The organism is Streptomyces sp. SCSIO 75703 (assembly GCF_036607905.1).
Classification (GTDB): Bacteria; Actinomycetota; Actinomycetes; order Streptomycetales; family Streptomycetaceae; genus Streptomyces.
This window is the reverse complement of the sequence record NZ_CP144555.1, coordinates 4,358,878-4,381,850: the sequence shown is the minus strand read 5'-3', so window position 1 is coordinate 4,381,850 and position 22,973 is coordinate 4,358,878. Positions and strand designations below refer to the sequence as shown.

Annotated in this window: 20 protein-coding genes and 1 tRNA gene; 10 read left to right on the top strand and 11 right to left on the bottom strand. The window is 73.4% G+C overall.

Features of this window, described 5'->3' with window-relative positions; translation table 11 throughout:
• Positions 1-49: 49 nt before the first annotated feature.
• Positions 50-1,474, top strand: coding sequence for a tetratricopeptide repeat protein (locus VM636_RS19220; protein WP_030418440.1), 1,425 nt, complete (start codon positions 50-52; stop codon positions 1,472-1,474).
• 80 nt (positions 1,475-1,554) lie between these two features.
• Here the strand turns inward: VM636_RS19220 and hppD are convergent, their stop codons facing one another.
• Positions 1,555-2,700: a 4-hydroxyphenylpyruvate dioxygenase gene (hppD, locus tag VM636_RS19215; RefSeq protein ID WP_030418441.1), complete on the bottom strand. Its 1,146-nt coding sequence runs from the start codon at positions 2,698-2,700 to the stop codon at positions 1,555-1,557.
• Between the two features lie 122 nt (positions 2,701-2,822).
• Here hppD and VM636_RS19210 point away from each other — a divergent pair, with 122 nt between their 5' ends.
• Genes VM636_RS19210 through VM636_RS19190 form a run of 5 tightly spaced genes read left to right on the top strand, consistent with a single transcriptional unit; the run spans position 2,823 to position 7,096 of the window.
• Positions 2,823-3,305 (top strand): Lrp/AsnC family transcriptional regulator, encoded by a 483-nt coding sequence (locus tag VM636_RS19210; protein ID WP_030418442.1) that lies wholly within the window; start codon positions 2,823-2,825, stop codon positions 3,303-3,305.
• A 48-nt stretch (positions 3,306-3,353) separates the two neighbouring features.
• Positions 3,354-4,001, top strand: coding sequence for an ABC transporter permease (locus VM636_RS19205; protein ID WP_030418443.1), 648 nt, complete (start codon positions 3,354-3,356; stop codon positions 3,999-4,001).
• The gene (locus tag VM636_RS19200) at positions 3,994-5,253 is read left to right on the top strand and encodes a betaine/proline/choline family ABC transporter ATP-binding protein (protein ID WP_030418444.1); all 1,260 of its coding nucleotides are present in this window, start codon (positions 3,994-3,996) and stop codon (positions 5,251-5,253) included. The genes VM636_RS19205 and VM636_RS19200 overlap by 8 nt, the downstream gene beginning before the upstream one ends.
• Positions 5,250-6,134, top strand: coding sequence for an ABC transporter permease (locus tag VM636_RS19195; RefSeq protein ID WP_338485212.1), 885 nt, complete (start codon positions 5,250-5,252; stop codon positions 6,132-6,134). Before VM636_RS19200 ends, VM636_RS19195 begins: the two co-directional genes overlap by 4 nt.
• Complete coding sequence (locus VM636_RS19190; RefSeq protein ID WP_030418446.1) at positions 6,131-7,096, top strand: glycine betaine ABC transporter substrate-binding protein; 966 nt, start codon at positions 6,131-6,133, stop codon at positions 7,094-7,096. The genes VM636_RS19195 and VM636_RS19190 overlap by 4 nt, the downstream gene beginning before the upstream one ends.
• 29 nt (positions 7,097-7,125) lie before the next feature.
• Here the strand turns inward: VM636_RS19190 and VM636_RS19185 are convergent, their stop codons facing one another.
• From VM636_RS19185 to VM636_RS19170, 4 genes are all read right to left on the bottom strand, one after another.
• On the bottom strand, positions 7,126-7,917 hold the full coding sequence (locus VM636_RS19185; RefSeq protein WP_030418447.1) for a S16 family serine protease: 792 nt from the start codon (positions 7,915-7,917) through the stop codon (positions 7,126-7,128).
• 51 nt (positions 7,918-7,968) lie between these two features.
• Positions 7,969-8,619, bottom strand: a complete 651-nt coding sequence (locus tag VM636_RS19180; protein ID WP_030418448.1) for a helix-turn-helix domain-containing protein — start codon at positions 8,617-8,619, stop codon at positions 7,969-7,971.
• 303 nt (positions 8,620-8,922) lie between these two features.
• Positions 8,923-10,719 (bottom strand): DEAD/DEAH box helicase, encoded by a 1,797-nt coding sequence (locus VM636_RS19175; RefSeq protein ID WP_338485211.1) that lies wholly within the window; start codon positions 10,717-10,719, stop codon positions 8,923-8,925.
• Positions 10,720-10,861: 142 nt separating this feature from the next.
• Positions 10,862-12,391, bottom strand: a complete 1,530-nt coding sequence (locus tag VM636_RS19170) for an MFS transporter (protein ID WP_338485210.1) — start codon at positions 12,389-12,391, stop codon at positions 10,862-10,864.
• Between the two features lie 197 nt (positions 12,392-12,588).
• On the opposite strand from VM636_RS19170, the gene VM636_RS19165 reads away from it, so the two are divergent.
• Positions 12,589-12,660: transfer RNA gene (locus tag VM636_RS19165), tRNA-Cys, on the top strand.
• Between the two features lie 248 nt (positions 12,661-12,908).
• Here the strand turns inward: VM636_RS19165 and VM636_RS19160 are convergent.
• Positions 12,909-13,634: a 5-formyltetrahydrofolate cyclo-ligase gene (locus VM636_RS19160; RefSeq protein WP_199825494.1), complete on the bottom strand. Its 726-nt coding sequence runs from the start codon at positions 13,632-13,634 to the stop codon at positions 12,909-12,911.
• A 17-nt stretch (positions 13,635-13,651) separates the two neighbouring features.
• Complete coding sequence (locus VM636_RS19155; RefSeq protein WP_053913935.1) at positions 13,652-14,818, bottom strand: helix-turn-helix transcriptional regulator; 1,167 nt, start codon at positions 14,816-14,818, stop codon at positions 13,652-13,654.
• Positions 14,819-15,043: 225 nt separating this feature from the next.
• On the opposite strand from VM636_RS19155, the gene VM636_RS19150 reads away from it, so the two are divergent.
• Genes VM636_RS19150 through VM636_RS19140 form a run of 3 tightly spaced genes read left to right on the top strand, consistent with a single transcriptional unit; the run spans position 15,044 to position 16,313 of the window.
• Entirely contained in the window at positions 15,044-15,367 is a 324-nt protein-coding gene (locus tag VM636_RS19150; RefSeq protein WP_338485209.1) for a hypothetical protein, read from the top strand.
• Positions 15,364-15,735, top strand: a complete 372-nt coding sequence (locus VM636_RS19145; RefSeq protein WP_053913933.1) for a hypothetical protein — start codon at positions 15,364-15,366, stop codon at positions 15,733-15,735. Before VM636_RS19150 ends, VM636_RS19145 begins: the two co-directional genes overlap by 4 nt.
• The gene (locus VM636_RS19140; protein WP_234340433.1) at positions 15,732-16,313 is read left to right on the top strand and encodes an ATP-binding protein; all 582 of its coding nucleotides are present in this window, start codon (positions 15,732-15,734) and stop codon (positions 16,311-16,313) included. Before VM636_RS19145 ends, VM636_RS19140 begins: the two co-directional genes overlap by 4 nt.
• Here the strand turns inward: VM636_RS19140 and VM636_RS19135 are convergent.
• The 4 genes from VM636_RS19135 to VM636_RS19120 form a co-directional block, all read right to left on the bottom strand.
• Entirely contained in the window at positions 16,273-17,304 is a 1,032-nt protein-coding gene (locus VM636_RS19135; protein ID WP_338485208.1) for an SUKH-4 family immunity protein, read from the bottom strand. The two genes, VM636_RS19140 and VM636_RS19135, sit on opposite strands and share 41 nt — an antisense overlap.
• A 92-nt stretch (positions 17,305-17,396) precedes the next feature.
• The gene (locus tag VM636_RS19130) at positions 17,397-19,700 is read right to left on the bottom strand and encodes a molybdopterin cofactor-binding domain-containing protein (protein WP_030418452.1); all 2,304 of its coding nucleotides are present in this window, start codon (positions 19,698-19,700) and stop codon (positions 17,397-17,399) included.
• Positions 19,697-21,949 carry a 2Fe-2S iron-sulfur cluster-binding protein gene (locus tag VM636_RS19125; protein WP_338485207.1) on the bottom strand — a complete coding sequence of 751 codons (2,253 nt, stop codon included), beginning with the start codon at positions 21,947-21,949 and terminating at the stop codon, positions 19,697-19,699. Before VM636_RS19125 ends, VM636_RS19130 begins: the two co-directional genes overlap by 4 nt.
• Entirely contained in the window at positions 21,946-22,839 is an 894-nt protein-coding gene (locus VM636_RS19120; RefSeq protein ID WP_030418454.1) for an FAD binding domain-containing protein, read from the bottom strand. The genes VM636_RS19125 and VM636_RS19120 overlap by 4 nt, the downstream gene beginning before the upstream one ends.
• Between the last annotated feature and the right edge of the window lie 134 nt (positions 22,840-22,973).

Here is a 22,973-nt window from a genome sequence, read left to right as displayed (position 1 = left end):
CCTGTCACCTGCCCGGGTGTGCTTGTCGTACGGGCGCACAGTGGGCGCCATGGACCACGACACGTCGAGCGCCCCGGGCCGCCGTCCCCGGCGCCGGGCCGGCCGTGCGCGCCGGGTGCTGATCGTCTGCGTCGCCGGCGGTGCCGTGCTCGGCGGGGCGCTGGTGCTGGTGGCGGACCGGGACGGGGGCGCTCCCCCGCCGGTGCCGGGTCCCGCGGCGGCGGCGCGCGGGGCGGTCGCGGCGGGCGCGCCGGCGGCCCTGTCCGGTCTGGCGGCGCTGATCGGCGACGGGGAGGCGCGGGTGCGGGAGCGCCCGGGGGACGGGGAGGCGTGGGCGGTGCTGGGCGCGGCCTACGTGGAGCGGGGCCGGCGCACGGCGGACGCCGCCGACTGGCCGCGGGCCGAGAGGGCGCTGCGCACGGCGCTGGAGACGGGGGCGGCGCGCGATCCGGGGGCGCTGGAGTCGCTGGCGGCGCTGGCGGTGGCGCGGCGGGACTTCGCCGAGGCGCGGACGTGGGGCGAGCGCGCGGCGGGGCGGGGGCCGAAGCGGTGGACGGCGCAGGCGGTGCTGATCGACGCGTACACCGGGCTCGGCGACCACGAGGCGGCGGGGAAGGCGCTCGACCGGATGCTGGAGCTGCGGCCGGGGCTGCCCGCGGTGCGGGCGCGGGCGGCGGCCGTCTACCGGGACCGGGGCTGGCGGGAGGACGCGGAGGCGCAGGTCGCGGACGCGGCGGCGGCCGCCGGGACGCCGGCCGAGCGGGCCGCGTACCTGGAGCAGGCGGGCCGGCTGGCCTTCGAGCGGGGCGACCGGGAGAAGGCGCTGCGCTACGCCCGGGAGGCGCTGCGCGCCGGCCCGGACCGGGCGCAGGCGCGGGCGGGCGAGGCGCGGGCGCTGGCGGCGCTGGGCCGGACCGAGGAGGCGGTGTCGGCGTACCGGGCGGCGTACGCGGCGCGGCCGGACGCGGAGTACGCGCGGGAACTGGGCGAGTTGTTCGCGTCGCTGGGGCGGGGGCGGGAGGCCGCGGAGCAGGGGGAGCGGGTGCGGGAGCGGGTGCGGCAGGCCGAGGCCGCCGGGGCGGACGGGTCGCTGGTGCTGGGCCTGGCCGAGGCGGACCACGGGGACGCGGAGGCGGCGGTGGAGCGGCTGCGGGCGGAGTGGGGGCGGCAGCCGTCGACGGAGGTGGCGGACGCGCTGGGCTGGGCGCTGCACCGGGCCGGGCGGGACGAGGAGGCTCTCGGGTTCGCGGTGACGGCGACGGACGGCACCCGGGGCGGCGGGGTGCGCAGCGCGCTGTACGCCTTCCACCGGGGCATGGTGGAACGGGAGTTGGGCCTCGTAGGTCCGGCGCGGCGGCGTCTGGAGGAGGCGCTGCGGATCAACCCGTACTTCTCGCCGCTGCACGCCCCGGCGGCGCGGGAGGCGCTGGACGGGCTGGGCGGGCCCCCGTTGGGGAGCCCGCCGCCCCTCTAGGGTCTTTCGTTGCGTCCGGCCGGGCCCCGCGAGCCCGGGGTGATCCGAACGAGAGGCCCTGGGCGCGTGGCGCCCCGGTCTCAGAGGTTGCCGCGCTTCTCCTGCTCGCGCTCGATCGCCTCGAAGAGGGCCTTGAAGTTGCCCTTGCCGAAGCCCATCGAGCCGTGGCGCTCGATGATCTCGAAGAAGACGGTCGGACGGTCCTGGACCGGCTTGGTGAAGATCTGGAGCAGGTAGCCGTCCTCGTCGCGGTCGGCGAGGATCTTCAGCTCGCGCAGGGTGTCGACGGGCACGCGGGTGTCGCCGACCCATTCGCCGAGGGTTTCGTAGTAGGAGTCCGGGGCGTCGAGGAACTGGACGCCGGCCGCCTTCATCTGGCGCACGGTCTCCACGATGTCGTTGGTGGCCAGCGCGATGTGCTGGACGCCGGCGCCGCCGTAGAACTCCAGGTACTCGTCGATCTGGGACTTCTTCTTGGCGACGGCGGGCTCGTTGATCGGGAACTTGACCTTGAGGGTGCCGTCGGCGACGACCTTGGACATGAGGGCGCTGTACTCGGTGGCGATGTCGTCGCCCACGAACTCCTTCATGTTCGTGAAGCCCATGACCTTGTTGTAGAAGCCGACCCACTCGTTCATGCGGCCGAGTTCGACGTTGCCGACGCAGTGGTCGATCGCCTGGAAGGTGCGGCGGGCGGGCGGCTCGACGATGGGCTGGGCGGCGGTGTAGCCGGGCAGGTAGGGCCCGTCGTAGCCGGTGCGCTCGACCAGGGTGTGCCGGGTCTTGCCGTAGGTGGCGATGGCGGCGAGGACGACGGTGCCGTGTTCGTCCTTCACCTCGTGCGGCTCGGCGAGGGAGCGGGCGCCGTGGGCGACGGCGTAGGCGTGGGCGGCGCGCGCGTCGGGGACCTCGATGGCGAGGTCGACGACGCCGTCGCCGTGTTCGGCCACGTGCTCGGCCAGGAAGCGGCCCCGCTCGGTGGAGGGTTTGATGACGGAGGTGAAGACGAAGCGCGCGGAGCCGTTCTCCAGCACGTAGCTCGCGGTCTCGCGGCTGCCGTTCTCCGGTCCGGAGTAGGCGACCAGCTGCATGCCGAAGGCGGTGGAGTAGTAGTGCGCGGCCTGCTTGGCATTGCCCACGGCGAAGACGACCGCGTCCATTCCCTTGACCGGGAAGGGGTCGGCCTGCCGTGCGGTGTCGGGAGAGTGGTGTGTGGTCTGCGTCATAGTCGCAGAATCCCCCGCGTCTGCAAGGTGCGCAATAGTTCGCGCGTTCACTGGGCAGTCTGACCAGTACCCCGTCGGTGGGGGCGGGCGATCTGTACAGGATGACCAGCCGGAGGGGTGCGATGGGGATCGATCGTCTGGACGGACGGATCATCGGGCTGCTGGCCCGGGAGCCGCGGATCGGGGTGCTGGAGATGTCCCGCCGCCTGGGGGTGGCGCGGGGCACGGCGCAGGCGCGGCTGGACCGGCTTCAGTCGAATGGAGTCATCCGCGGTTTCGGTCCGGAGGTCGATCCCGCGGCGCTCGGCTATCCGGTGACGGCCTTCGCCACGCTGGAGATCCGCCAGGGCCAAGGGCCCGACGTGCGGGCGCACTTGGCGAACGTCCCGGAGGTGCTGGAGCTGCACACGACCACCGGTACGGGGGACATGTTGTGCCGCCTGGTGGCCCGTTCCAATGCCGATCTTCAGCGGGTGATCGACCGGGTCGTCGGTTTTGATGGCATCGTCCGGGCCGCCACGGCGATCGTGATGGAAAACCCGGTTCCGCTGCGGATCATCCCGCTGGTGGAACAGGCGGCCGGAAACGAGGGTAGACGCGAGTGAACCGGCCGGCCGCTCGGGGAGCCGGCCCAGCCGAGAGGAGGGGGGGACGTGAACTTCTGGGAGTTCCTGGGCAACCGCCATCAACAGTTGCTCACCGACGCCTACCAGCACGCCAGCGCCGTCTTCCAGTGCATGGTGGCGGCCACCGTGCTGGGAGTGCTGATCGGGGTGGTCACCTACCGCAGCGACTGGGCGGGGAATCTGGCCACCACGGTCACCTCCGGCATCCTGACCATCCCCTCGCTGGCCATGATCGGCCTGCTGATCCCGGTGGTCGGGCTCGGCGTCCCGCCGACGGTGACGGCGCTGACCCTGTACGGGCTGCTGCCGATCGTGCGGAACGCCATCGTGGGACTGCGCGGGGTCGACCCCGCGCTGGTGGACGCGGCCAAGGGCATCGGCATGTCGCGGGCGGCCCGGCTGCTGCGGGTGGAGCTCCCGCTGGCCTGGCCGCCGATCCTGACCGGGATCAGGGTCTCGACGCAGATGCTGATGGGCATCGCCGCGATCGCCGCGTTCGCCTCCGGTCCCGGGCTGGGCAACGAGATCTTCCGCGGGATCGCCTCGTTGGGCAGCAAGAACGCGCTCAACCAGGTACTCGCCGGCACGCTGGGAATCATCATCCTGGCGCTCTTGTTCGACGCCGCCTACGTCCTGCTGGGGCGGCTGACCATCTCCAGGGGGATCCGTGCCTGAGACGACGCCGGGCGCCACGACGGGCGCGACCATCGAGTTGGAGGGCCTGACCAAGCGGTACCCGGGCAATCCGCAGCCGGCCGTGGAGAACGTGTCCATGGAGATCCGGGCCGGCGAGACCGTGATCTTCGTGGGGCCCTCGGGCTGCGGGAAGTCCACCACGCTGAAGATGATCAACCGGCTGATCGAGCCGAGCGGCGGACGCATCCGCATCGACGGCGAGGACGTCACCGACATCGACCCGGTCCGGCTGCGCCGCAAGGTCGGCTACGCGATCCAGTCCTCGGGTCTCTTCCCGCACATGACGGTCGCCCAGAACATCGCGCTGGTGCCGAAGATGATCGGCTGGTCGAAGACGCGCGTCCGCGCGCGGGTGGAGGAGATGCTCGACCTGGTCGGCCTGGACGCCGGCGAGTTCCAGGGCCGCTATCCGCGTCAGCTCTCCGGCGGCCAGCAGCAGCGGGTGGGCGTGGCGCGGGCGCTGGCCGCCGATCCGCCGGTGCTGCTGATGGACGAGCCGTTCGGCGCGGTCGACCCGATCACCCGGGACCACCTCCAGGACGAGCTGATCCGGCTCCAGCACGAACTGCACAAGACGATCGTCTTCGTCACCCACGACTTCGACGAGGCGATCAAGCTGGGGGACCGGATCGCCGTGCTGCGCGAGCGGTCGCACATCGCCCAGTTCGACACGCCCGAGGCGATCCTGACCAACCCGGCGGACGACTTCGTCTCCGGGTTCGTCGGCGCCGGGGCGGCGCTGAAGCGGCTGAACCTGACCCGGGTGCGGGACGTGGAGATCACCGACTACCCGACGGTGACGGTGGACGACCCGCTCCAGCACATCTTCGGGCTGCTGCGGGCGGGCGGCACCAACGAGATCCTGCTGCTGGACCGGCGCGGGCGGCCCTACAAGTGGCTGCGGCGCGGCGACCTGATGCGGGCCAAGGGCTCCCTCGCGCGGGCCGGGACGCTGGTCAACGACACGGTGACCCGGGACGCGACGCTGCGGGACGCGCTGGAGGCGGTGCTCACCGACAACGCGGGGCGGGTCGCGGTCACCGGGCGGCGCGGCGAGTACACCGGCGTCGTCGACATGGAGACCCTGATGAACTCGGTGCACGAACTGCTGGAGGAGGACCGGCTGGACGCGTTGGAGCACCGGCACGAACTGGAGGAGGCGCGGGCCGGACAGACCCACTCCGAGCAGGAGGGCGTCGGCGGACCGGGCGGGGAGGCGGCGAAGGCGTGAGCACCTCCCCCGGCCGGTACCCCGCCGGCGACCACGGCCCCCGGCAGCCCGGTTTCCCCGACGACCACGACGACCACGACGACCACGCGCACGAACCGGACGACGACGGGCGGGAGCCCGGACCGCCGCCACGGGCCCCCGCGGCCCGGCTCACCTGGCAGCGGCTGACGGTCCTGCCGGTGGCGCTGATCGTGGTGCTGCTGGCGACCTGGCTCTGGTTCCGCCAGGCCGACCTGGACCAGCTCAGCCGCAACGCGCTCTCCGACGGCCAGGTCACCAAGGCGCTGTGGCAGCACGTGCAGCTCACGGTGATCTCCACCTTCTTCGTGCTGATCATCGCCATCCCGCTCGGCATCCTGCTGACCCGCAAGGCGTTCCGCAGGGCGACACCGGTGGCGATGGCGTTCGCCAACATGGGCCAGGCGACACCCGCCATCGGCCTGCTGGCGCTGCTGGTGATCTGGCTGGGCATCGGCCGCCGCTCGGCCCTGATCGGCATCATCATCTACGCGGTCCTGCCGGTGCTGTCGAACACCATCGCGGGACTGCGGGCCAACGACCCGACGCTGCTGGAGGCGGCCCGCGGCATCGGGATGTCGCCGCTCGGCGTGCTGACGCGCGTGGAGCTGCCGCTGGCGGTGCCGCTGATCCTGGCGGGCGTGCGCACGGCCCTGGTGCTGAACGTGGGCACCGCGACGCTGGCCACCTTCGGCGGCGGCGGCGGACTCGGCGTGCTCATCACCACCGGCATCACCAGTCAGCGGATGCCGGTACTGGTGCTGGGCTCGGTGCTGACGGTGGCGCTGGCGCTGCTGGTGGACTGGCTGGCCTCGCTGGCCGAGGTCCTGATGCGGCCCCGCGGCCTGGAGGTGGGGACATGAGAAGGCGTACGTGCCTGCTGCTGGCGGCGGTCCTCGTGGCCGCCTCCGGCTGCGGCCTGACCAGCGGATCGCCGATGGTCGACAACGTGGGGCCGGGCACGGTCGGCCAGGGCCGGCCGCTGGAGGGGGCCGACCTCACGGTCGTCTCCAAGGAGTTCACCGAGCAGCTCGTCCTCGGCGCCATCATGGGCATCGCCTTCCAGGCGGCCGGCGCGCAGGTGCTCGACCGCACCGGCATCCAGGGCTCGGTCGGCACCCGCGCCGCCGTGGAGAACGGCGACGCCGACGCCACGTACGAGTACACGGGCACCGCCTGGATCACCTACCTCGGCCACAGCCACCCGATCCCCGACCCCGGGCAGCAGTGGAAGGCGGTCCACGACGCCGACCTGAAGCACGGCCTGACCTGGCTGCCGCCGTCGAAGCTCAACAACACCTACGCCCTGGCCATGAACCAGGCCAACCACCGCAGGTACGGGACGAACACCCTCTCGCAGGTGGCCGAGCTGGCCGCGTCCGACCCGGGGGCGGTGACGCTGTGCGTGGAGGGCGAGTTCGCCAACCGGGCGGACGGCCTGCCCGGCATGGAGAAGAGGTACGGGATGCGCGTCCCGGCCGGCAACGTCACGCAGATGGACACCGGCATCATCTACACGCAGACCGCGAAGGGCGCCTGCACCTACGGCGAGGTGTTCACCACCGACGGGCGGATCAAGTCGATGAACCTGGTGGTGATGGAGGACGACAAGAAGTTCTTCCCGAACTACAACGCGGCGCCGGTGATCCGGACCTCGACGCTGAAGAGGTGGCCGGCCATCGCCGACGTGCTGGCGCCGGTCACCAAGGCGCTGGACAACGACGTGGCGCAGACGCTGAACGCGAAGGTCGACGTGGACGGCCAGGACCCGCACCAGGTGGCGCTGGACTGGATGAAGGAGAAGGGCTTCGTGAAGGAGAAGTAGGCGGGGCGGCGGGGCCCCCGGCCCCGCCGTCAGCAGGCGGGGACGTCGCCCTTGCCGGTGGCCAGGGCGCGCAGGGCGTCGACGGCGCCCTCCAGCGTGGCGACCGGGACCAGCCGCAGGCCCTTCGGCAGCTCCGCCCGCGCGTCCGCGCACTCGGCCTTCGGCACCAGGAAGACGGTGGCGCCGTCCCGGCGGGCGGCCTGCGTCTTCAACGGCACCCCGCCCACCGCGCCGACCGCGCCGCGGTCGGTGATGGTGCCGGTGCCGGCGACGACCCGGCCGCCGGTGAGGTCGCCGCCGCTGCCGTCGCCGTCCAGCTTGTCGACGATGCCGAGGGCGAACATCAGCCCGGCGCTGGGGCCGCCGACGTCGGCGAGCCGCAGGGTGACGTCGATGCCCTGGCCGTCGCGGCCCAGGTAGCCGAGGGCGGCGGTGGTCGCCGCGTCCTGGGACCGCGCCATCTGGCGTTCGTTGTACCGCTCGATCTCGCGGACGTTCCCGCCGCTCGGGTAGACCGCGTCGCGCGGCATGACCGCCCTGTCGGTGTCGAACCAGCCGCCGATCACCTCGCCGAGCCGGATGTCGGCGTCGGGCCCGGTCGCCTCGATCGTCGTCATCCGCAACTGGCCCTCGGTGGTCCGTGTCGGTGCTCCGGAGACGGTGATGACCGGGGTGCCCTTGTTCTCGCCCAGCACGTCGGCCGTCAGTCCGGGCCGGGCCACGGAGAACGGCAGCGGCGCGGAGACCGCGGTGGCCAGCAGGGCCGCGACGGGCAGGGCGCAGACGGCCAGGGCACGGGGACGCGTGAGACGTGAGAGCACGGGGTCAATCTAACGCGCCCCGCCCGGCGGCCGGGCGGGCGCCCGCACCGCTCAGCGCAGCGCCTCCGCGACCTCCCGGGCCGCGTCCATCACCCGGACGCCGACCCGTTCGGGCACCACGTCGGAGAGCATGACCACCCCGACGCTGCCCTCCACCCCGCTCACCCCTATCAGCGGCGCGGCGGCACCGCACGCGCCGGCCTCCAGTTCGCCCTGGGTCAGGGTGAAGCCGGGGTCGTCGTGATCGGCGGCCCGGTACCGGCGGGCGGCGAGGATCGCCTTGCCCGCGGCGCCCCGCTCCAGCGGGTGGCGGAACCCGGCCCGGTAGGCCACGTGGTAGTCGGTCCAGGTCGGCTCGACCACCGCCACGGCCAGCGCCTCCGCGCCGTCCACCAGCGTCAGGTGGGCGGTGGCCCCGATGTCCTCGGCCAGCGACCGCAGCGCCGGCATCGCCGCCTCGCGCACCAGCGGGTGCACCTGACGGCCCAGGCCGAGCACCCCGAGTCCCACCCGGGCGCGTCCGCCGAGGTCGCGGCGGACGAGGGCGTGCTGTTCCAGCGTGGCGAGCAACCGGTACACCACGGTCCGGTTCACCCCCAGCCGGTGGGACAGCTCGGTGACGGTCAGTCCGTGGTCCGTGTCGGCCAGCAGCTTGAGGACCCGCAGTCCCCTGTCGAGCGTCTGGGAGGTCTCCGCGGTCACGACGCCCACTCCTTCGTGGTGAGGTCGGCGGCCCCCTCGCGGCATGTGCGTCACCGAGTCCCGTCGGCGACGCGCTTCAGAGAGGCCGCCGGTCGGCTGACGGCCCGGCCTTGTGCCCGGACCCAGTCGCTTCACGGCTGCGCTCCGCGGCAGCGCTGCCACGGGGCGTGTGCGTAGCGGGACAGTAGCGACCCAGGTCCGCTCAGCGGAAGGCTCCGTCCAGAATCCGGTCAGTCACCTGGGCGAACCCTCCGCGATTGTCCCGGTACGCACCGCGTCCGCGGGCCTCACCCGTCACGCGGGTCACTTCATCCGGGTCGCCCACTCCCGCACCTTGTCGATGCGCTGACGCAGCTGCCCGGCGGTGGCCTCGGCGCTCGGCGGGCCTCCGCACACCCGGCGCAGCTCGGTGTGGACGACGCCGTGCGGCTTGCCGCTCTGGTGGACGTAGGCGCCGACGATGGTGTTGAGCTGCCGGCGCAGCTCCATCAGCTCCTTGTGCGAGACGACCGGACGCCGCTCGGCCGGCAGTTCGAGCAGGTCGGCCTCCTCGTCGGGCCGCTTGCGGCTGTGCGCGATCTGCCGGGCCTGCCGCTTCTGCAGCAGGAGCTGGACCTGGTCGGGTTCGAGCAGCCCCGGGATGCCGAGGTAGTCCTGCTCCTCCTCGCTGCCGGGGTGGGCCTGCATGCCGAACTCGGCCCCGTTGTACATGACCCGGTCGAAGACGGCGTCGGACTCCAGCGCCTCGAAGGGCAGCATGTCCTGCTCGCCGGTGTCCTCGTCCTGCTCCCGGTTCGCCTCCTCCATCTCCTTCTCGGACTCGGCGTACGGGTCGTCCTCGCCGCCCCTCTTGGGCTTGTCGAGGACATGGTCGCGCTCGCGCTCCATCTCGTTGGCGAAGGTGAGCAGGTCGGGCACGGTCGGCAGGAACACCGAGGCGGTCTCGCCGCGTCGCCGGGAGCGGACGAAGCGGCCGACGGCCTGGGCGAAGAACAGCGGCGTGGAGATGGTGGTGGCGTACACCCCGACCGCCAGCCGCGGCACGTCGACACCCTCGGACACCATGCGGACGGCGACCATCCACCGGTCGGTGCCCTGGCTGAACGTGTCGATGTTCTTGGACGCGCCCGTGTCGTCGGAGAGGACCAGGGTGGCCTTGTCCCCGGTGATCTCCCGGATCAGCTTGGCGTAGGCGCGGGCCGACTCCTGGTCGGCGGCGATGACCAGCGCCCCCGCGTCCGGGATGGCCTTGCGCACCTCGGTCAGCCGCTGGTCGGCGGCGCGCAGCACGGCCGGCATCCACTCGCCGCGCGGGTCGAGCGCGGTGCGCCACGCCTGGCTGATCGCGTCCTTGGTCATCGGCTCGCCGAGCCGGGCGGCGATCTCGTCGCCCGCCTTGGTGCGCCAGCGCATGTTGCCGCTGTAGCTCATGAAGATGACCGGCCGCACGACGCCGTCGGCGAGCGCGGACCCGTACCCGTAGGTGTAGTCGGCGGCCGAGCGGCGGATGCCGTCGTCGCCCTCCTCGTACGTGACGAACGGGATCGGGTTGGTGTCGGAGCGGAACGGGGTGCCGGTCAGCGCGAGCCGCCGGGTGGCCGGCTCGAACGCCTCCAGACACGCCTCGCCCCAGGACTTGGAGTCGCCGGCGTGGTGGATCTCGTCGAGGATGACGAGGGTCTTGCGCTGCTCGGAGCGGTTGCGGTGCAGCATCGGGCGGACGCCGACGCCCGCGTAGGTGACGGCGACGCCGTGGTACTCGCGGCCGAGCGGGCCCGAGCTGTACTCCGGGTCCAGCTTGATCCCTATCCGGGACGCGGCGTCCGCCCACTGCTTCTTCAGGTGCTCGGTCGGCGCGACGACGGTCACCTGCTGCACGACGTGGTGGTGGAGCAGCCAGGACGCGAGCGTCAGGGCGAAGGTGGTCTTGCCCGCCCCGGGGGTGGCGACCGCCAGGAAGTCCCGGGGCTGCTCCTGGACGTACTTCTCCATCGCCCCCTGCTGCCAGGCCCGCAGCTTGCCGGCGGTGCCCCAGGGGGCACGGCCCGGGAAGGCCGGGGAGAGGTGGTGGGAGGCGCTGGGGCTGGCGGTGGTAGTCACGGTCTCCGAGGGGGGTAGGACGGCGGCCACGTATGACGACCGGGCCACCCTATCCGCGCCCCGCGCCGGACCGGGCCAGGACCACGCCCCGCCGGCCCGGGGTGGGACCGACGTCACAGCCGGCGCGGGCGCGCCCCGCGGCTCACCGCTCGCGCAGCCGGGTCGCCACCCAGGCCCCGGCCAGGGCCACCGCGGCCATGGGCAGGAACACCGCGGCGAACGCGGCCGGGTGGGAACCGGTGACGTCGGCCGCGGCATGGGTGACGGTGCCCCCGCCGAGGGCGGCGAAGGCGGCCCCGCCCGCGGCGAGCAGGATCACGTTGGACAGGCCGTCGGAGATCTGGAGGGCGGCGGAGTTCGCGCCGGCCTCCTCGGGGGCGGAGAGCCGCAGCAGGAGCACGCTGGTGGAGGAGATCACCAGCCCCATGCCGAAGCAGCCGAAGCCCCAGGCGACGGCCACGATCCAGGCCGGCACGGCGGGGATCAGCACGCTCGGCGCGACGGCGATGGAGGCGGCCACCAGCAGCATGCCGAAGGACATGAGCCGCTCGCGGCGCTCCTCCATGCCGGGCCGGGACTGGAGCCAGGAGCCGAAGGCCCAGGTCGCGCCGCCGGCCGCGAGGGAGAGCCCGGCGAGCGTGGGGCTCAGTCCCCGCTGGGTGACCAGCATCAGCGGGACGAAGGACTCGGCGGCGATGAAGGAACCGGCGGCCACCCCGCGCAGCAGCACCACGGAGGGCAGTCCGCGCGCCGCCCGCCAGGTGCCCTGGGGGAGCAGCCCGAGGACCGCCGGGACCAGCAGGGCGACGCCGGCCGCGCCGGCCGGCAGGGAGATCCAGCGCAGGTCCTGGGCGGCGTACTGGAGGAGCCCGGCGCCGAGGGAGATGGCGAGGGCGAGGCGGATGCGGCGGCCGTCGAAGGAGGCCGGCGCCGTCCCGCGCTCCCCGGGCTCCCCCACCGAGCCGGAGGCGCGGCGGCGTATCTGGGGCAGCGCGAGGGCCAGCGGGAAGACCACGAGCGCCGGGATGCCGAGGAAGACCCAGCGCCAGCCCAGGTGCTCGGTCACCGCGCCGGAGGCGAGCGGTCCGACGACCGAGGGCACGACCCAGCCCGCCGCGAACGCGGCCATGATCGCCGGGCGCAGCCGTTCCGGGTAGGCGCGGCCGACGACCACGTAGAGGGCGACGATGACCAGCCCGCCGCCGAGGCCCTGCACGGCCCGGCCGAGGATGAACGGCCACATCGCGCCGGCCGTTCCGGAAAGCACCAGTCCGGCCGCGAAGGAGCCGATCCCCACCGTCAGCGGCGCCAGCGGGCCCCGCCGGTCCGACCACTGGCCGGAGAGGACCATCCCGAACAGGCTGGTCGTGAAGTACCCCGAGAAGGCGAACGCGTACAGCGAGACGCCGTCCAGTTCGCGGGCGGCGACGGGCATGGCGGTGCCGACCGCCGTCGCCTCGAAGGCGATCAGGACGACGACGGAGACGATGCCGATGCTCAGCGCCCGGTAGGCGCGGCTCAGCACGGTCTCGCCGTCCGGCGGGGACATGGCGGCCCCGGCGGGATCGGCGGGGCCCGGGTGGCCCAGGGCATCCGCGGGCGCGGGGGCGGCGGGGACGGCGGGGACGGCGGGGACGGCGACATCGGTGTCGCGCGGCTCGGGGACGGTCATGACCGCCAGAGTAAGGGGCGCACCGCGCGGTGACTCCTGTCGGGAGGCGGTACGGTCGCCCGACCTTGGTCGTACGTCCCCGGGCCCAAGCTCCCCGCCGCCCGTGAACGCCGTATGGCAGTCGTGTTGCGCCGCCCCGGTCTGCCTTGAGCGCGCCCTCGGCCCCGGCCTACGGTCGGGTCACCGCACGAGAGCGCGGCCGTGTACCCGAGCGGCTCAGGGACTCGCCTGCAAAGCGAGCGACACGGGTTCGAATCCCGTCACGGCCTCTTATACGCAGCATGAGCTGCGTAAACGCGGAACAGCCAGTGCCTCCCGGCTCTGTGGCTCCTGTCGTCACGAAGCCGGGTAAGCCGCTTGCCGCCCTGGCTCCTCGAACCGCGTCAGCCATGGTCCATGGCTGACGCGGTACAGAGCTGGGTTACTCGGGCCTGTGGAACATGACCGGGAGACGCGCGCAACAGGCCGGGTACGACGCAGCCGAAGTGTGCTTCGGGCCAGAGGCTGTTCGAGGCCCTTACGCGCGTCCCTGGCGTTCCCGTTGGGTGAGCACGGGGATGGCTGCGATCTTGTCGGTGGTCAGATCGTCCCAGACGATGCCGCGCGGACGCCTGCGGTTGGGGCAGGGGATCACCTCGTCGGGAGTGACGATGCAGTCCACGCTGAAGTCGTGCTCCGTCTCGGGGATGTCCTCCTCGACCACCTGGAGCGGGTGAACCGGCGCGACGATCACCGTCCGATCCGTCACCAAGCCCGCCTCGATCAAGAGGGCGACCTCCAGGTCGGAGTACCCAGCACCCTTGCCGATGCGCGCGCCGGAGCGGTTCACGGCGACACTGCCGCACACCACGACGTCGACAGGTTCCATCGACTCGACCCCGATCCGGCGGGCGATCCGAGCCGCGCCCTTCTTCTCGGCGGCCTCCTCGGGAGGAAGCCCGAGGTTCTCCGGATCGAGCAGGTAGAAGGGTTGCGGTGATGCCATGCGCGGGACGGCCATGTAGAGACGCTTACCGTCCTTGAGCGCACGGACCCTGACGGCAAGCTGCGCCCAGTCGGGGTTGGCCTTCACGGTGGTGGCGCGGCGCCAGAAGTCCTGACCTGCCAGCATCTCGGCAGTGTCTTCGGCGCCGTGGAAGCCGGGGATCTTCCCGTAGGAGTCATCCGGTGCGCCGCCGCCGTCGATGAGACGGCGCCACACCTTCTCGCGCAGCTCTTGCTTCGCCTGGCCGATGTCGATCACGCCCACCCCGCCCTTACTCAGATCGCTGCCATCAGAGCAAGCAGCCGGTCGTTGATGTCTTGTGCCCACGGTTCCCGCCGCCACTGCCGCAGTTCACGCCCAGCAGAGAACGCCAGGTTGAGACCGCCCCCACCGCGCGTCAGCTCCACCGCGTCAATGGTGCGGTGCATCACGGATGCCGCCTCGTCCAGCTTGCCTTGCCGGAGGAGCGCCAGTGTCAGGTTGCCGAGCGCGATGGCCTGGGACTTCTTCTTGTTCGCCAGCGCTCCCGTGGCCATACGGAGGATCGGCTCAGCGCGTTCGGGGAGACCGAGGAACAGATAGCAGCTTCCGGCCAGCCGGTTGTACTCGTTGGGCGTGTAGTACGCCGCGGCCACATCATCGGGATGAATGCGAGCGAACTGGTCCTCGGCCTTCTTCAGCGCTGCTTCACACTCGCTGGTCGCGCCGGTCATGGCGTGCCCCTCGGCAACGTGAAGCAGGCTCAAACCCGTGAGCGAGGGGCTGGCCGGCTTGGCGACTTCGGCTGCCCGCTGCGCGAGCATGACCCCACGCGTCGGGTCCTTCTCGCCGTAGAGCGCTACGTACGACATGCGGAGCGTCGCGTATGCCTCCGTGGACGGATCATGCCCATGCCGGGCCGCCTCGACTGATTCCTGGAAGTAGCCCAGCGGCGCTTGGTGGTCTCGCCGTTGGCTGACGTCCCACACCAGTTGGCCCATCAGGGTTGCCGAGTCGGCCTCGACCTCATAAAGCGCCCGACGCACACGCGGGTTGGTGGCGTTCTCCCGGAGGGACTTCACCTGACCGTGCACCTGTCCCGCTGGGCCCAGCAGTCCGGTGGACGATGCCTCGTCGTAGGACTCGTCCAGTTGCCGCAGTCGCTCGTGCAGGTAGGCCACGACCATCAAGTCGGCGGAAGCCGGATTTTGGAGCGCATACGTCATGCGTTCATTCGGCTGCGCTTGAAGCACGGTGACATCGGCAAGAGCTTCTTGCAGTTGTTCTGACGTTACTTTGAGCGCGCGTGCCAACTTAGGACGTAGGTACGCTTGCGGCTCCGTCTCGCCGCTTTCCCAGCGACCCACGGTGGACCGCTCGACGCCGAGATGTTCGGCTAATCCCTCTTGAGTGAATCCGGCGGCCTTACGGTGCTGCACCAGGCGTATGCGCTTGACCGGCATCGCCCATCCCCCTCCGGCTGACATTGGGCAGGCCAACACCATAGGACTTACGGGCACGTTCGTGCAGGCCAGGCATCCAAGTGCAGCACAGATGCGGCATTCGTGCATCACTCCTGCTGTGGGTTTTTGCACGTCACAGGGCTTATCTGGCTCATCGGGCGACCGGTTGTGGTTGACGTACGAGCCCGCTACCGGTTGCCCGTTCCAGTCGGCCAGGAGGAACGGATGCGACCCACCATGTATGGCTACATGCGCCTTGCTGTGAACGGTGACGGCGCCGACGAATCAAACGCAACCGAACGGGAACTTGCGGCACACGCTCATCGTGAGGGTTTCGCTTTGCGGCGGCTGTTCATCGAGCGGCTGAATGACGACGAGTCGGCCCTGTTTTCGTTGTCCGAGGCGATCAAGGGCAGCGGCGTGAAGCACGTGATCGTGCCGTCACTTTGGCACTTCGCCCGGCTGCCGGGTCTCCAGCTTGCCATGCGTGAGCACATCGAGCAGGAACTCGGCGTGAAGCTGTGGGTCGTCCAAGGGGTGGCCCGATGACCAGGGTGAAACCGACTGCCTACGGCTACATTCGCGCGCTGCCTGATCTGTCGGTGCATACCGTCGAGCGCCTTCGGAGTGACCTGTCAGCCTTTGCCGGCCGGGATCACTTCGCTCTTGAAAAGGTGTTCGTAGAGCATCGCCGGCAGCAGTCGGCCGCCTGGGACGCCCTCGTCATGTTTTGCACCGAGCATGGCGTGCGCAATGTGGTCGTGCCGGATTACCGGCACCTGCACTCCATGCCGGAACTGGCCCGCCTGATGCGCGCCGTCATCGAGGACGCCTTAGCGGGCCGAGTGTGGTTCGCTCGGACTGACGCGACGGGACTCGTACATCAGTCGTACCTCTCGCACGGGGTGTGCTGGTGAACGAGACGTCCACGCCTCACCTGTACTACGCGACCAATCTGCGCCTGGCCGCGGTCTCCTCAGCGGTCAGTTGCTCGCGTATGTTCATCCGGCAGACGCTCCAGCGCTGGAAGGTGCCGGACTGCATCGACGTTGCCGAGTTGGTGGTGAGCGAACTCGTCACCAACGCGGTCGAGGCAACCGGCATCACCGAGCCGCAGCCGAGGTGGACGGCGATCACGGCGGCGCACGTCATCGGGGTACAACTTCGGATCACCGACGCCCGGCTGTACATCGAGGTCTGGGATCGCAGCACTGATGCTCCTGTGAGGAAGAAGCCGGACGACGACGCCGAGGGTGGACGCGGTCTGCTGCTCATCGAGGCCATCACCGAACGGTGGGACGTCTACCGTCCGAACGTCGGCGGCAAGGTCGTCTGGGCTGAGATGCCACTCAGTGAGCCTCCGAAGCCGCCATGCGTTCCCGGCCTGCCGGCTCGGGTGCCAGGCGAGACCAGGCCGCGGGCCGGCCGGATGGAAAGGGTCGCCACCACCGCCCTCATGCAACGCGTCCTTGATGGACTTCGCCAACTCGTCTGATCCTGACGCCGTAAGGACAAGTCCCGGTCGTCGTGGAAGACCGCGTTGGGGATGCGGGGCGGCAGGTCGGAGGGGGGGTGCGGGGTGGTGTCCATCGCCGGCTCGCCGGGCCCGGCGGGGCGGGCGTCGTTCCGCGGGGACCCGGGACGCGAGGGCGGGTTTCGCGGCTGGGGGCCGCCGCCGGGGCTTCTGTGCGGGCCGGGTTCCGGTAGCCGTCCGCCCGGAGGGGCTCCGCCTTCCCCGGGCCGGTCCGCGACCGGTGGGTGAGCCAGAGGGTGAGGGCGAGGGTGGAGAGGTCCGTGGTGAGGGGGCGGGCGGCGGTCGTCGTGAGGTGGAGGACCGTGCCTGTCGTGCCGTCGAGGAGCAGCCGGCCGTCGTCCGGCAGGCGGCCGAGGTGGATCAGGTGGTCCGTGCCCGGTATCGGCGGGGTGTCCGGGGCGTCGGCGTAGGCGTCCGGGTCGTCGGTGAGGGCGTGGAGTTCCGCCAGGGTCGGCAGCGGCACGTCCGTGTCGAGGCGGAACCCCGGTCCGTCCTCGGGCAGGCCCACCTCGCGCAGGAAACGGCGGCTCGGCTCGTGGGTGAGCCCGGCCGGGAAGTCCACGTCCTCGAAGCGGACGATCCGCCCGGCGCCGAAGCCCTCCGCGAGGAGCCGGGCGGGCAGGTCCAGGGCGAGGCCGCCGGGGCGGACCGGACCGTGCGCCGCGCAGGCCGGCCGGAGCAGCGACGCCACCGCGCGCAGCGCCCGCGGATCGTCGCCCAGCAGCGCGGCCGCCCACCGGGGCGTCGCGGCGGGCCCCCGGGCACCGGCGCGCAGGGCGGCCAGCGCGTCGGCCACCGCCGCGCAACCGGCCAGGGAGCGCGGCACAGGGGCGGGGCGGCGCCGCGCGGGCCGGTGCGCGGCGTACGGATCGGGGCGGTGCCCGGCCGCTGACGGATCGGTGTCGTACCCCGTCCGGTACGGATCGGGGCGGTACCCGGTCGGTGTGCTCATGCGTCCCCCGCGCGTCTGGTCCCGGCGGGCACGACCGCCCCACCGACCGCCACACTAGGGCGTCCCACCGACAACGCCCCCGCCGCGCGGGATCAGCCCGTGACCACCGCGGCCTGGGGGCGGATCGGCAGCCGGTTGACCGGGCGGCCGGTGGCCGCGCGCACCGCCGAGGCGATGGCCGCCGGGGACGCCACCACGGGCACCGCGCTGACCGCCTTGGCGCCGAAGGGGGCGACGACGTCCCGCTCCTCGACCAGCTTGACGATGCGGATGTCCGGGGTGTCCAGGGCGGTCGGCAGGGCGTAGCCGGTGAGGTCGGGGTGGCGGACCAGCCCGCGCGGGGTGCGGAGGTTCTCGGTGAGCGCGATGCCCACGCCCTGGGTGACGCCCGCCTCGATGCGGGCGGCGAGCTGCGCCGGGTTGAGCACCCGGCCCACGTCCTGGGCGACGGCCAGTTCCACCACGCGCACGGAGCCGATCTCGATGTCGACGTCGACGACCGCGCGGATCGCGCAGAACGCCATGCCGACGAAGGCGTCGCCCTGCCCGGCGGCGTCGAGGGGCTCCGTGGGGTGCGGGCGGCACTGCGCGGTGGCCCACAGTTCCTTGCCGTCCATCGCCTCGGTGACGGTGGTCGACAGCACCCCGTCGTACGAGGTGATCTTGCCGTCGGTGATCTGGAGCAGCTCGGTGGACATGCCGAACTTGTGGGCGAGCGGCTGGAGGAGCTGGGTGCGGACCATCTTCGCGGCCCGCTCGACCGCGCCGCCCGACACCCAGGTGTGCCGGCCCCGGCAGCCCGCGCCGGCCGTCGGCTGGTCGGTGTCGACCGGGGCGACGCGCACGTCGTCGATGCCGAGGGTCTCCTGCACGATCTGCCGGGCGAGGGTGGTGAAGCCCTGGCCGGTCTCGACGGCCGCGCACAGCACGGTCGCGGACCCGCCCTGGACCCGGACGGTGGCCGTGGACACCTCGTCGGCGCCCTCCGCGCCGAGCATGTGCACCATGCCGATGCCGTAGCCCACGCCGCGCCGCACCGCGCCCGGTTCGCCCGCGCCCTCGGGGCCGCCGGGCAGCAGCCACTCGTCCTCGGGGGTGTCCTTGGGCAGCGGCGGCAGCGGGAACTCCCGTACCGCCTCCAGGAGTTCGGCGACGGGGGCCGGGCAGGTGACGGTCTGGCCGGTGGGCAGCACGTCGCCGGTGGCGAGCACGTTGCGCAGCCGGACCTCGGCGGGTTCGAGGCCGAGCTTCTTGGCGATCTTGTCCATCTGCGCCTCGTAGGCGGCGCAGACCTGCATCGCGCCCTCGCCGCGCACATGGCCCGACGGCGGGTTGTTGGTGCGCACCGCCCAGCCCTCGATGAAGGCGTTCGGCACCACGTAGGGGCCGCAGGCGAAGGCGACGGCGGCGGCGAGCGCGTCGGAGGAGGTGTCGGCGTAGGCGCCCGCGTCGAGCAGGATCTGTGCCTCGACCTTCACCACCCGGCCCTCGCCGTCCGCGTGGTGGCGGTAGCGCAGCAGGGTGGGGTGGCGGTGGGCGTGGCCGAGGAAGGACTCCTCGCGCGTGGCGGTGAGCTTGACCGGGCAGCCGGTCTTGAGGGCGAGCAGGCCCAGCGGGAGCTGGAAGCCCTGGTCCTCGCGGTCGGCGGTGGCGCCGGGCACGCCGGTGACGACGATCTTGACGCGCTCGGGTTCCAGCCCGTAGCAGGCGGCGGCGGCGTCGCGGTCGCCGTGCGGGTCGGTGGAGGCCAGGTACAGCTCCACGCCGCCGTCGGGGCGGGGCACGGCGAGGCCGGCCTCGGCGCCGATGGGGGCGGGGTCCTGGCGGCCGATGCGGTAGAGGCCGTCGACGACGATCTCGCCGGCGGCGTCCGGGTCGCCGTGGCGCAGCGGGATGTGCCGGATCAGGTTGCCGTCGGGGTGCAGCGGTTCCGCCTCGAACGCCCGCTCCGGGTCGGTCACCGGGTCGAGCACCTCGTACTCGACGATGACGGCGGCGGCGGCCATCCGGGCGGTGTCCGGGTGGTCGGCGGCGACGGCGGCGAGGGGTTCGCCGTGGTGGCGTACGACCTCGGAGGCGAAGAGCGGCCGGTCGGCCCGGCCGCGGCCGTGCAGCGGGGTGCCAGGCACGTCCTCGTGGGTGATCACCGCGCGGACGCCGGGCATCTCGCGCGCGTGGCTGGTGTCGATGGAGACGATGCGCGCGTGCGGGTGCGGGGAGCGCAGGACGGCCGCCCACAGCAGCCCCTCGGCCCACAGGTCGGCGGCGTAGGGGAAGGTGCCCTCGGTCTTGGCGCGGGCGTCGGCGGGCTGCAGGGACGCGCCGAGGCCGAGCGGGGGCGCGTCGGGGTCGGTCTGCGCCGCGCCGGCCTCCGCGGCGGCGGTCTCGTCGCTCACGCCTGGCCTCCGTCCTGACCGTGGGGCGGCTGGTCGTAGGGCTGGTCGTACGGGGGCCGGCCCTCGGGCGGCCGGTGGTCGTGCGGGGGGCCCCCGTGCGGGTCGGGGGCGGCGGCCCGGGACGCCGGGTCGAAGGCGGAGGGGCCGGCACCGCCCGCGCCGGGCCCGGCCTGGTGCGGGATGCGGGCCTCGTCCTCGCCGGGGCCGGCGTCCTCCTCCCCCTCGGTCCCGGCGTCGGCGGCGCGTTCGGCGACGACCTCGCGGACCGCCTCCAGGACGCCCCGGTAGCCGGAGCAGCGGCACAGGTTGCCGCAGAGGGCCTGGCGGGTCTCCAGCTCGGTCGGGGCCGGGTTGCCCTCCAGGAGGTTGTGCACGGTCATCGCCATGCCGGGCACGCAGAAGCCGCACTGCACCGCGCCGCACCGGGCGAGGGCCCGCTGGACGTCGGAGGGCCGGCCGTCGGTGGCCAGCCCCTCGACGGTGCGCACCTCGCTGCCGGCGGCGGTGACGGCCGGGACGAGGCAGGAGGCGACGAGGCGGCCGTCGACCTGCACGTTGCAGGCGCCGCACTCGCCCTGGGAGCAGCCGTCCTTGGCGCCCGCGAGGCCGAGGCGTTCGCGCAGCACGTACAGGAGCGACTCGCCGATCCAGGCGTCGGTGACGGGCCGGTCGGCGCCGTTGACGCGGAGCACGTAGGAGGCGAGGGGGTGTTCGTCGTGGGCGCCGAGCGAGGCTCCCCGGCCCGTGGCCGCGGGGTCGGCGGCGGGGTCGGCGACGGGCTCGGGCAGCGGGGCGGAGCCGGTCCCGGGGGGTGCCTCCCCGTCGGACGCCGGGTCCGGCACCGGGGCCTGGGCGGGGTCCGGCACGGGGGCCTGGGCGGCCTCCGGCCCCTGGGTGGCCTCGGAGTGCCCCGCGGGGGCCACGGAGGGCTCCACGGGGCCTTCAGGGGCCTCCTGGGGCCCTTCCGGCCCAGGCGCCTCGCCCGCCTCGACGACCTCCTCGGCCTCGACGGACCCAGGAGTCGCCTCGGCCTCGCCGGCGCCAGCCGCACCAGCCGCACCAGCCGCACCAGCCGCACCAGCCGCACCAGCCGCACCAGCATGATCGTCAGGTTGGGCGGGGGCGCTGCTCTCGGCCGTCTCACCGGTCGCGCCGAACGCTCCGGCCTCGGCAGACGCCGAGGCGCCGGCAGCACCGCCGGCATCGGCGGACCCACCGGGCTCAGCAGCACTGCCGACCCCGCCGGTCACGCCGGACGCACTGGCCCCACCAGCTCCGGCACCCTCCGTCGCCCCGTGGACCCCACCGGCCTCGGCGGGCGCGGGGGCCTCCCCGCCCGCGAGTGCCTCGCCGCGCCCGTCGGTCCGGGGACCGGCGTCCGGCAGCCCACCGGGGCGTTCCCGCCCCTGCTCTCCCCACGGCTGTCCGGCCGGCTGGGGCGCCCAGGGCGCGGCGGCGCCGCCCGGGAGCGTGGCCGGCGGAGCGGCGCCGCCGGCCCACTGGCCTGCCAGCGACGACGTGGTGAACTCGCCCGAGTCGTCGGGGAGTTCGCCCTCGGCCAGCGGGATGGACCACTGCCCGGACGGGCCGGGCCCGGCGGGACCGCGTCCGGCGGTGTCGGGGCCGGCGGCGCCGGGGCCCGGGGCGGGCGCGGGCGCCTCGCCACCCAGGTCCCACTGACCGGAGGCGTCCGGGTGGTACGCGAACCGGTCGTCGTGCCCGCCGTCCGCCGGCCGCTGCCCCGGCTGTCCGGCCTGGCCACCGTGGGCCTCCGGGCCGGGCCGCCCGTACGGGTCCTGCGCCGGGTAACCGTCCGGCCCGCCGTGGCCCTGGTAGGGCACCTGGCCGGAGTAGGCGTCCGGTTCGGCCGGGGCCGCGTACGACCCGCTCCCGTACCCCTGCCCGGCGTACTCCTGTCCCGCGTACCCCTGCCCGGGGAAGCGCTGCGCCGCCGGTCCCCCGGCGTCCGGGGCCTGCTGCCACCGGGTGCCGTCGGGCGGCGTCGCCCAGGCGGTGGCCGCCGGGTCGGTGCCGGCGGTGCTCGCGGGCGTGACGGTGATCTGCGGCGGCACGTAGCCGTGGCCCGGCGCGGCGAGCGGGCTGTCGGCGGAGGCGAGCAGCGCGTCGACGCCCCCCTCGGGGAGCTTCACGAAGGCGGTGGCACCGTCGTCGTACTCGCCCTGGGGCAGCGGGTCCCAACGCCCGCCGCCGCGGGGCGCGGCGCCCTCTCCCTGCTGGTCGTCGGTCACGACAGCGCCCTCCCCAGTGCTCGTCGGGCCAGCGCGGCGACGGTGCGCCGCAGGTGCAGTACGGCGGGCGGGAGCTGCTGCGCGGAGCCGTCCTCGGCCGGCGTGGCGTCCGGGATGCAGGCGGCGGCGACGTACTCGCCGAAGGCGCTCAGGGCCTCCGGGACGATCGCGCGGCCGTTGTCCCAGTCGATGAGCCGGGCGACCCACTCCTCGGCGTCCAGGGGGCGCAGGGGCATCGGCGCGATGGCGCCGACCGCGCAGCGCACGCCGCGCCGGGCCGGGTCGAGGACCAGGGCCACCGAGGCCAGCGCGCGCCCCGGACCGGTCCGGCCGGTGGCCTTCAGGAAGACCTGGGGGGCGTGCAGCAGCGGCACGCGCACGTGGCCGATCAGTTCGCCCGCGCGCAGCATCTCCATGCCGGCCAGCAGGTGTGAGACCGGCATCTCCCGGCGGGCCCCGGACGGGCCCGCGATGATCAGGGTCGCCTCCAGCGCGGCCAGGACCGGCAGCGCGTCGCCGGTCGGGGCGGCGGAGGCGATGTTGCCGCCCAGGGTGCCCGCGTTGCGGATCTGCGGCGGGCCGGCGGCGCGGGCGGCGGCGGCCAGCGCCGGGATGAGGGCGGCGAAGTCGGGGCGGCCCATGCGGGCGTGGGTGAGTCCCGCGCCGAGCAGGGCGTGCCCGTCCTGGTACTGCCAGCCCCGGATCTCGCTGATGCGGCCGAGTCCGACCAGCGCGGCGGGCCGCAGCTGGCCGGAGTTCACGGACGTCATCAGGTCGGTGCCGCCCGCCACCGGCACCGCGGCGGGCGTGGCGGTGAGCACCGCCACGGCCTCGTCCAGTGTCGTGGGCAGCGTGACGGCCTGCGCCGCCTGCGGTGCGTGCGTGGTCAACCCGACTGCCCCTTCCCGCTGTCCCACTGGTCCCGCCCGTGTCGCCGTACGGTACGTGCTGACAGGGCCGACGTGGCAACTCTGGCACATCTTTGCAGGGCCCGAACGCAGGGGTCCGCTAGGCGGCATTCGCC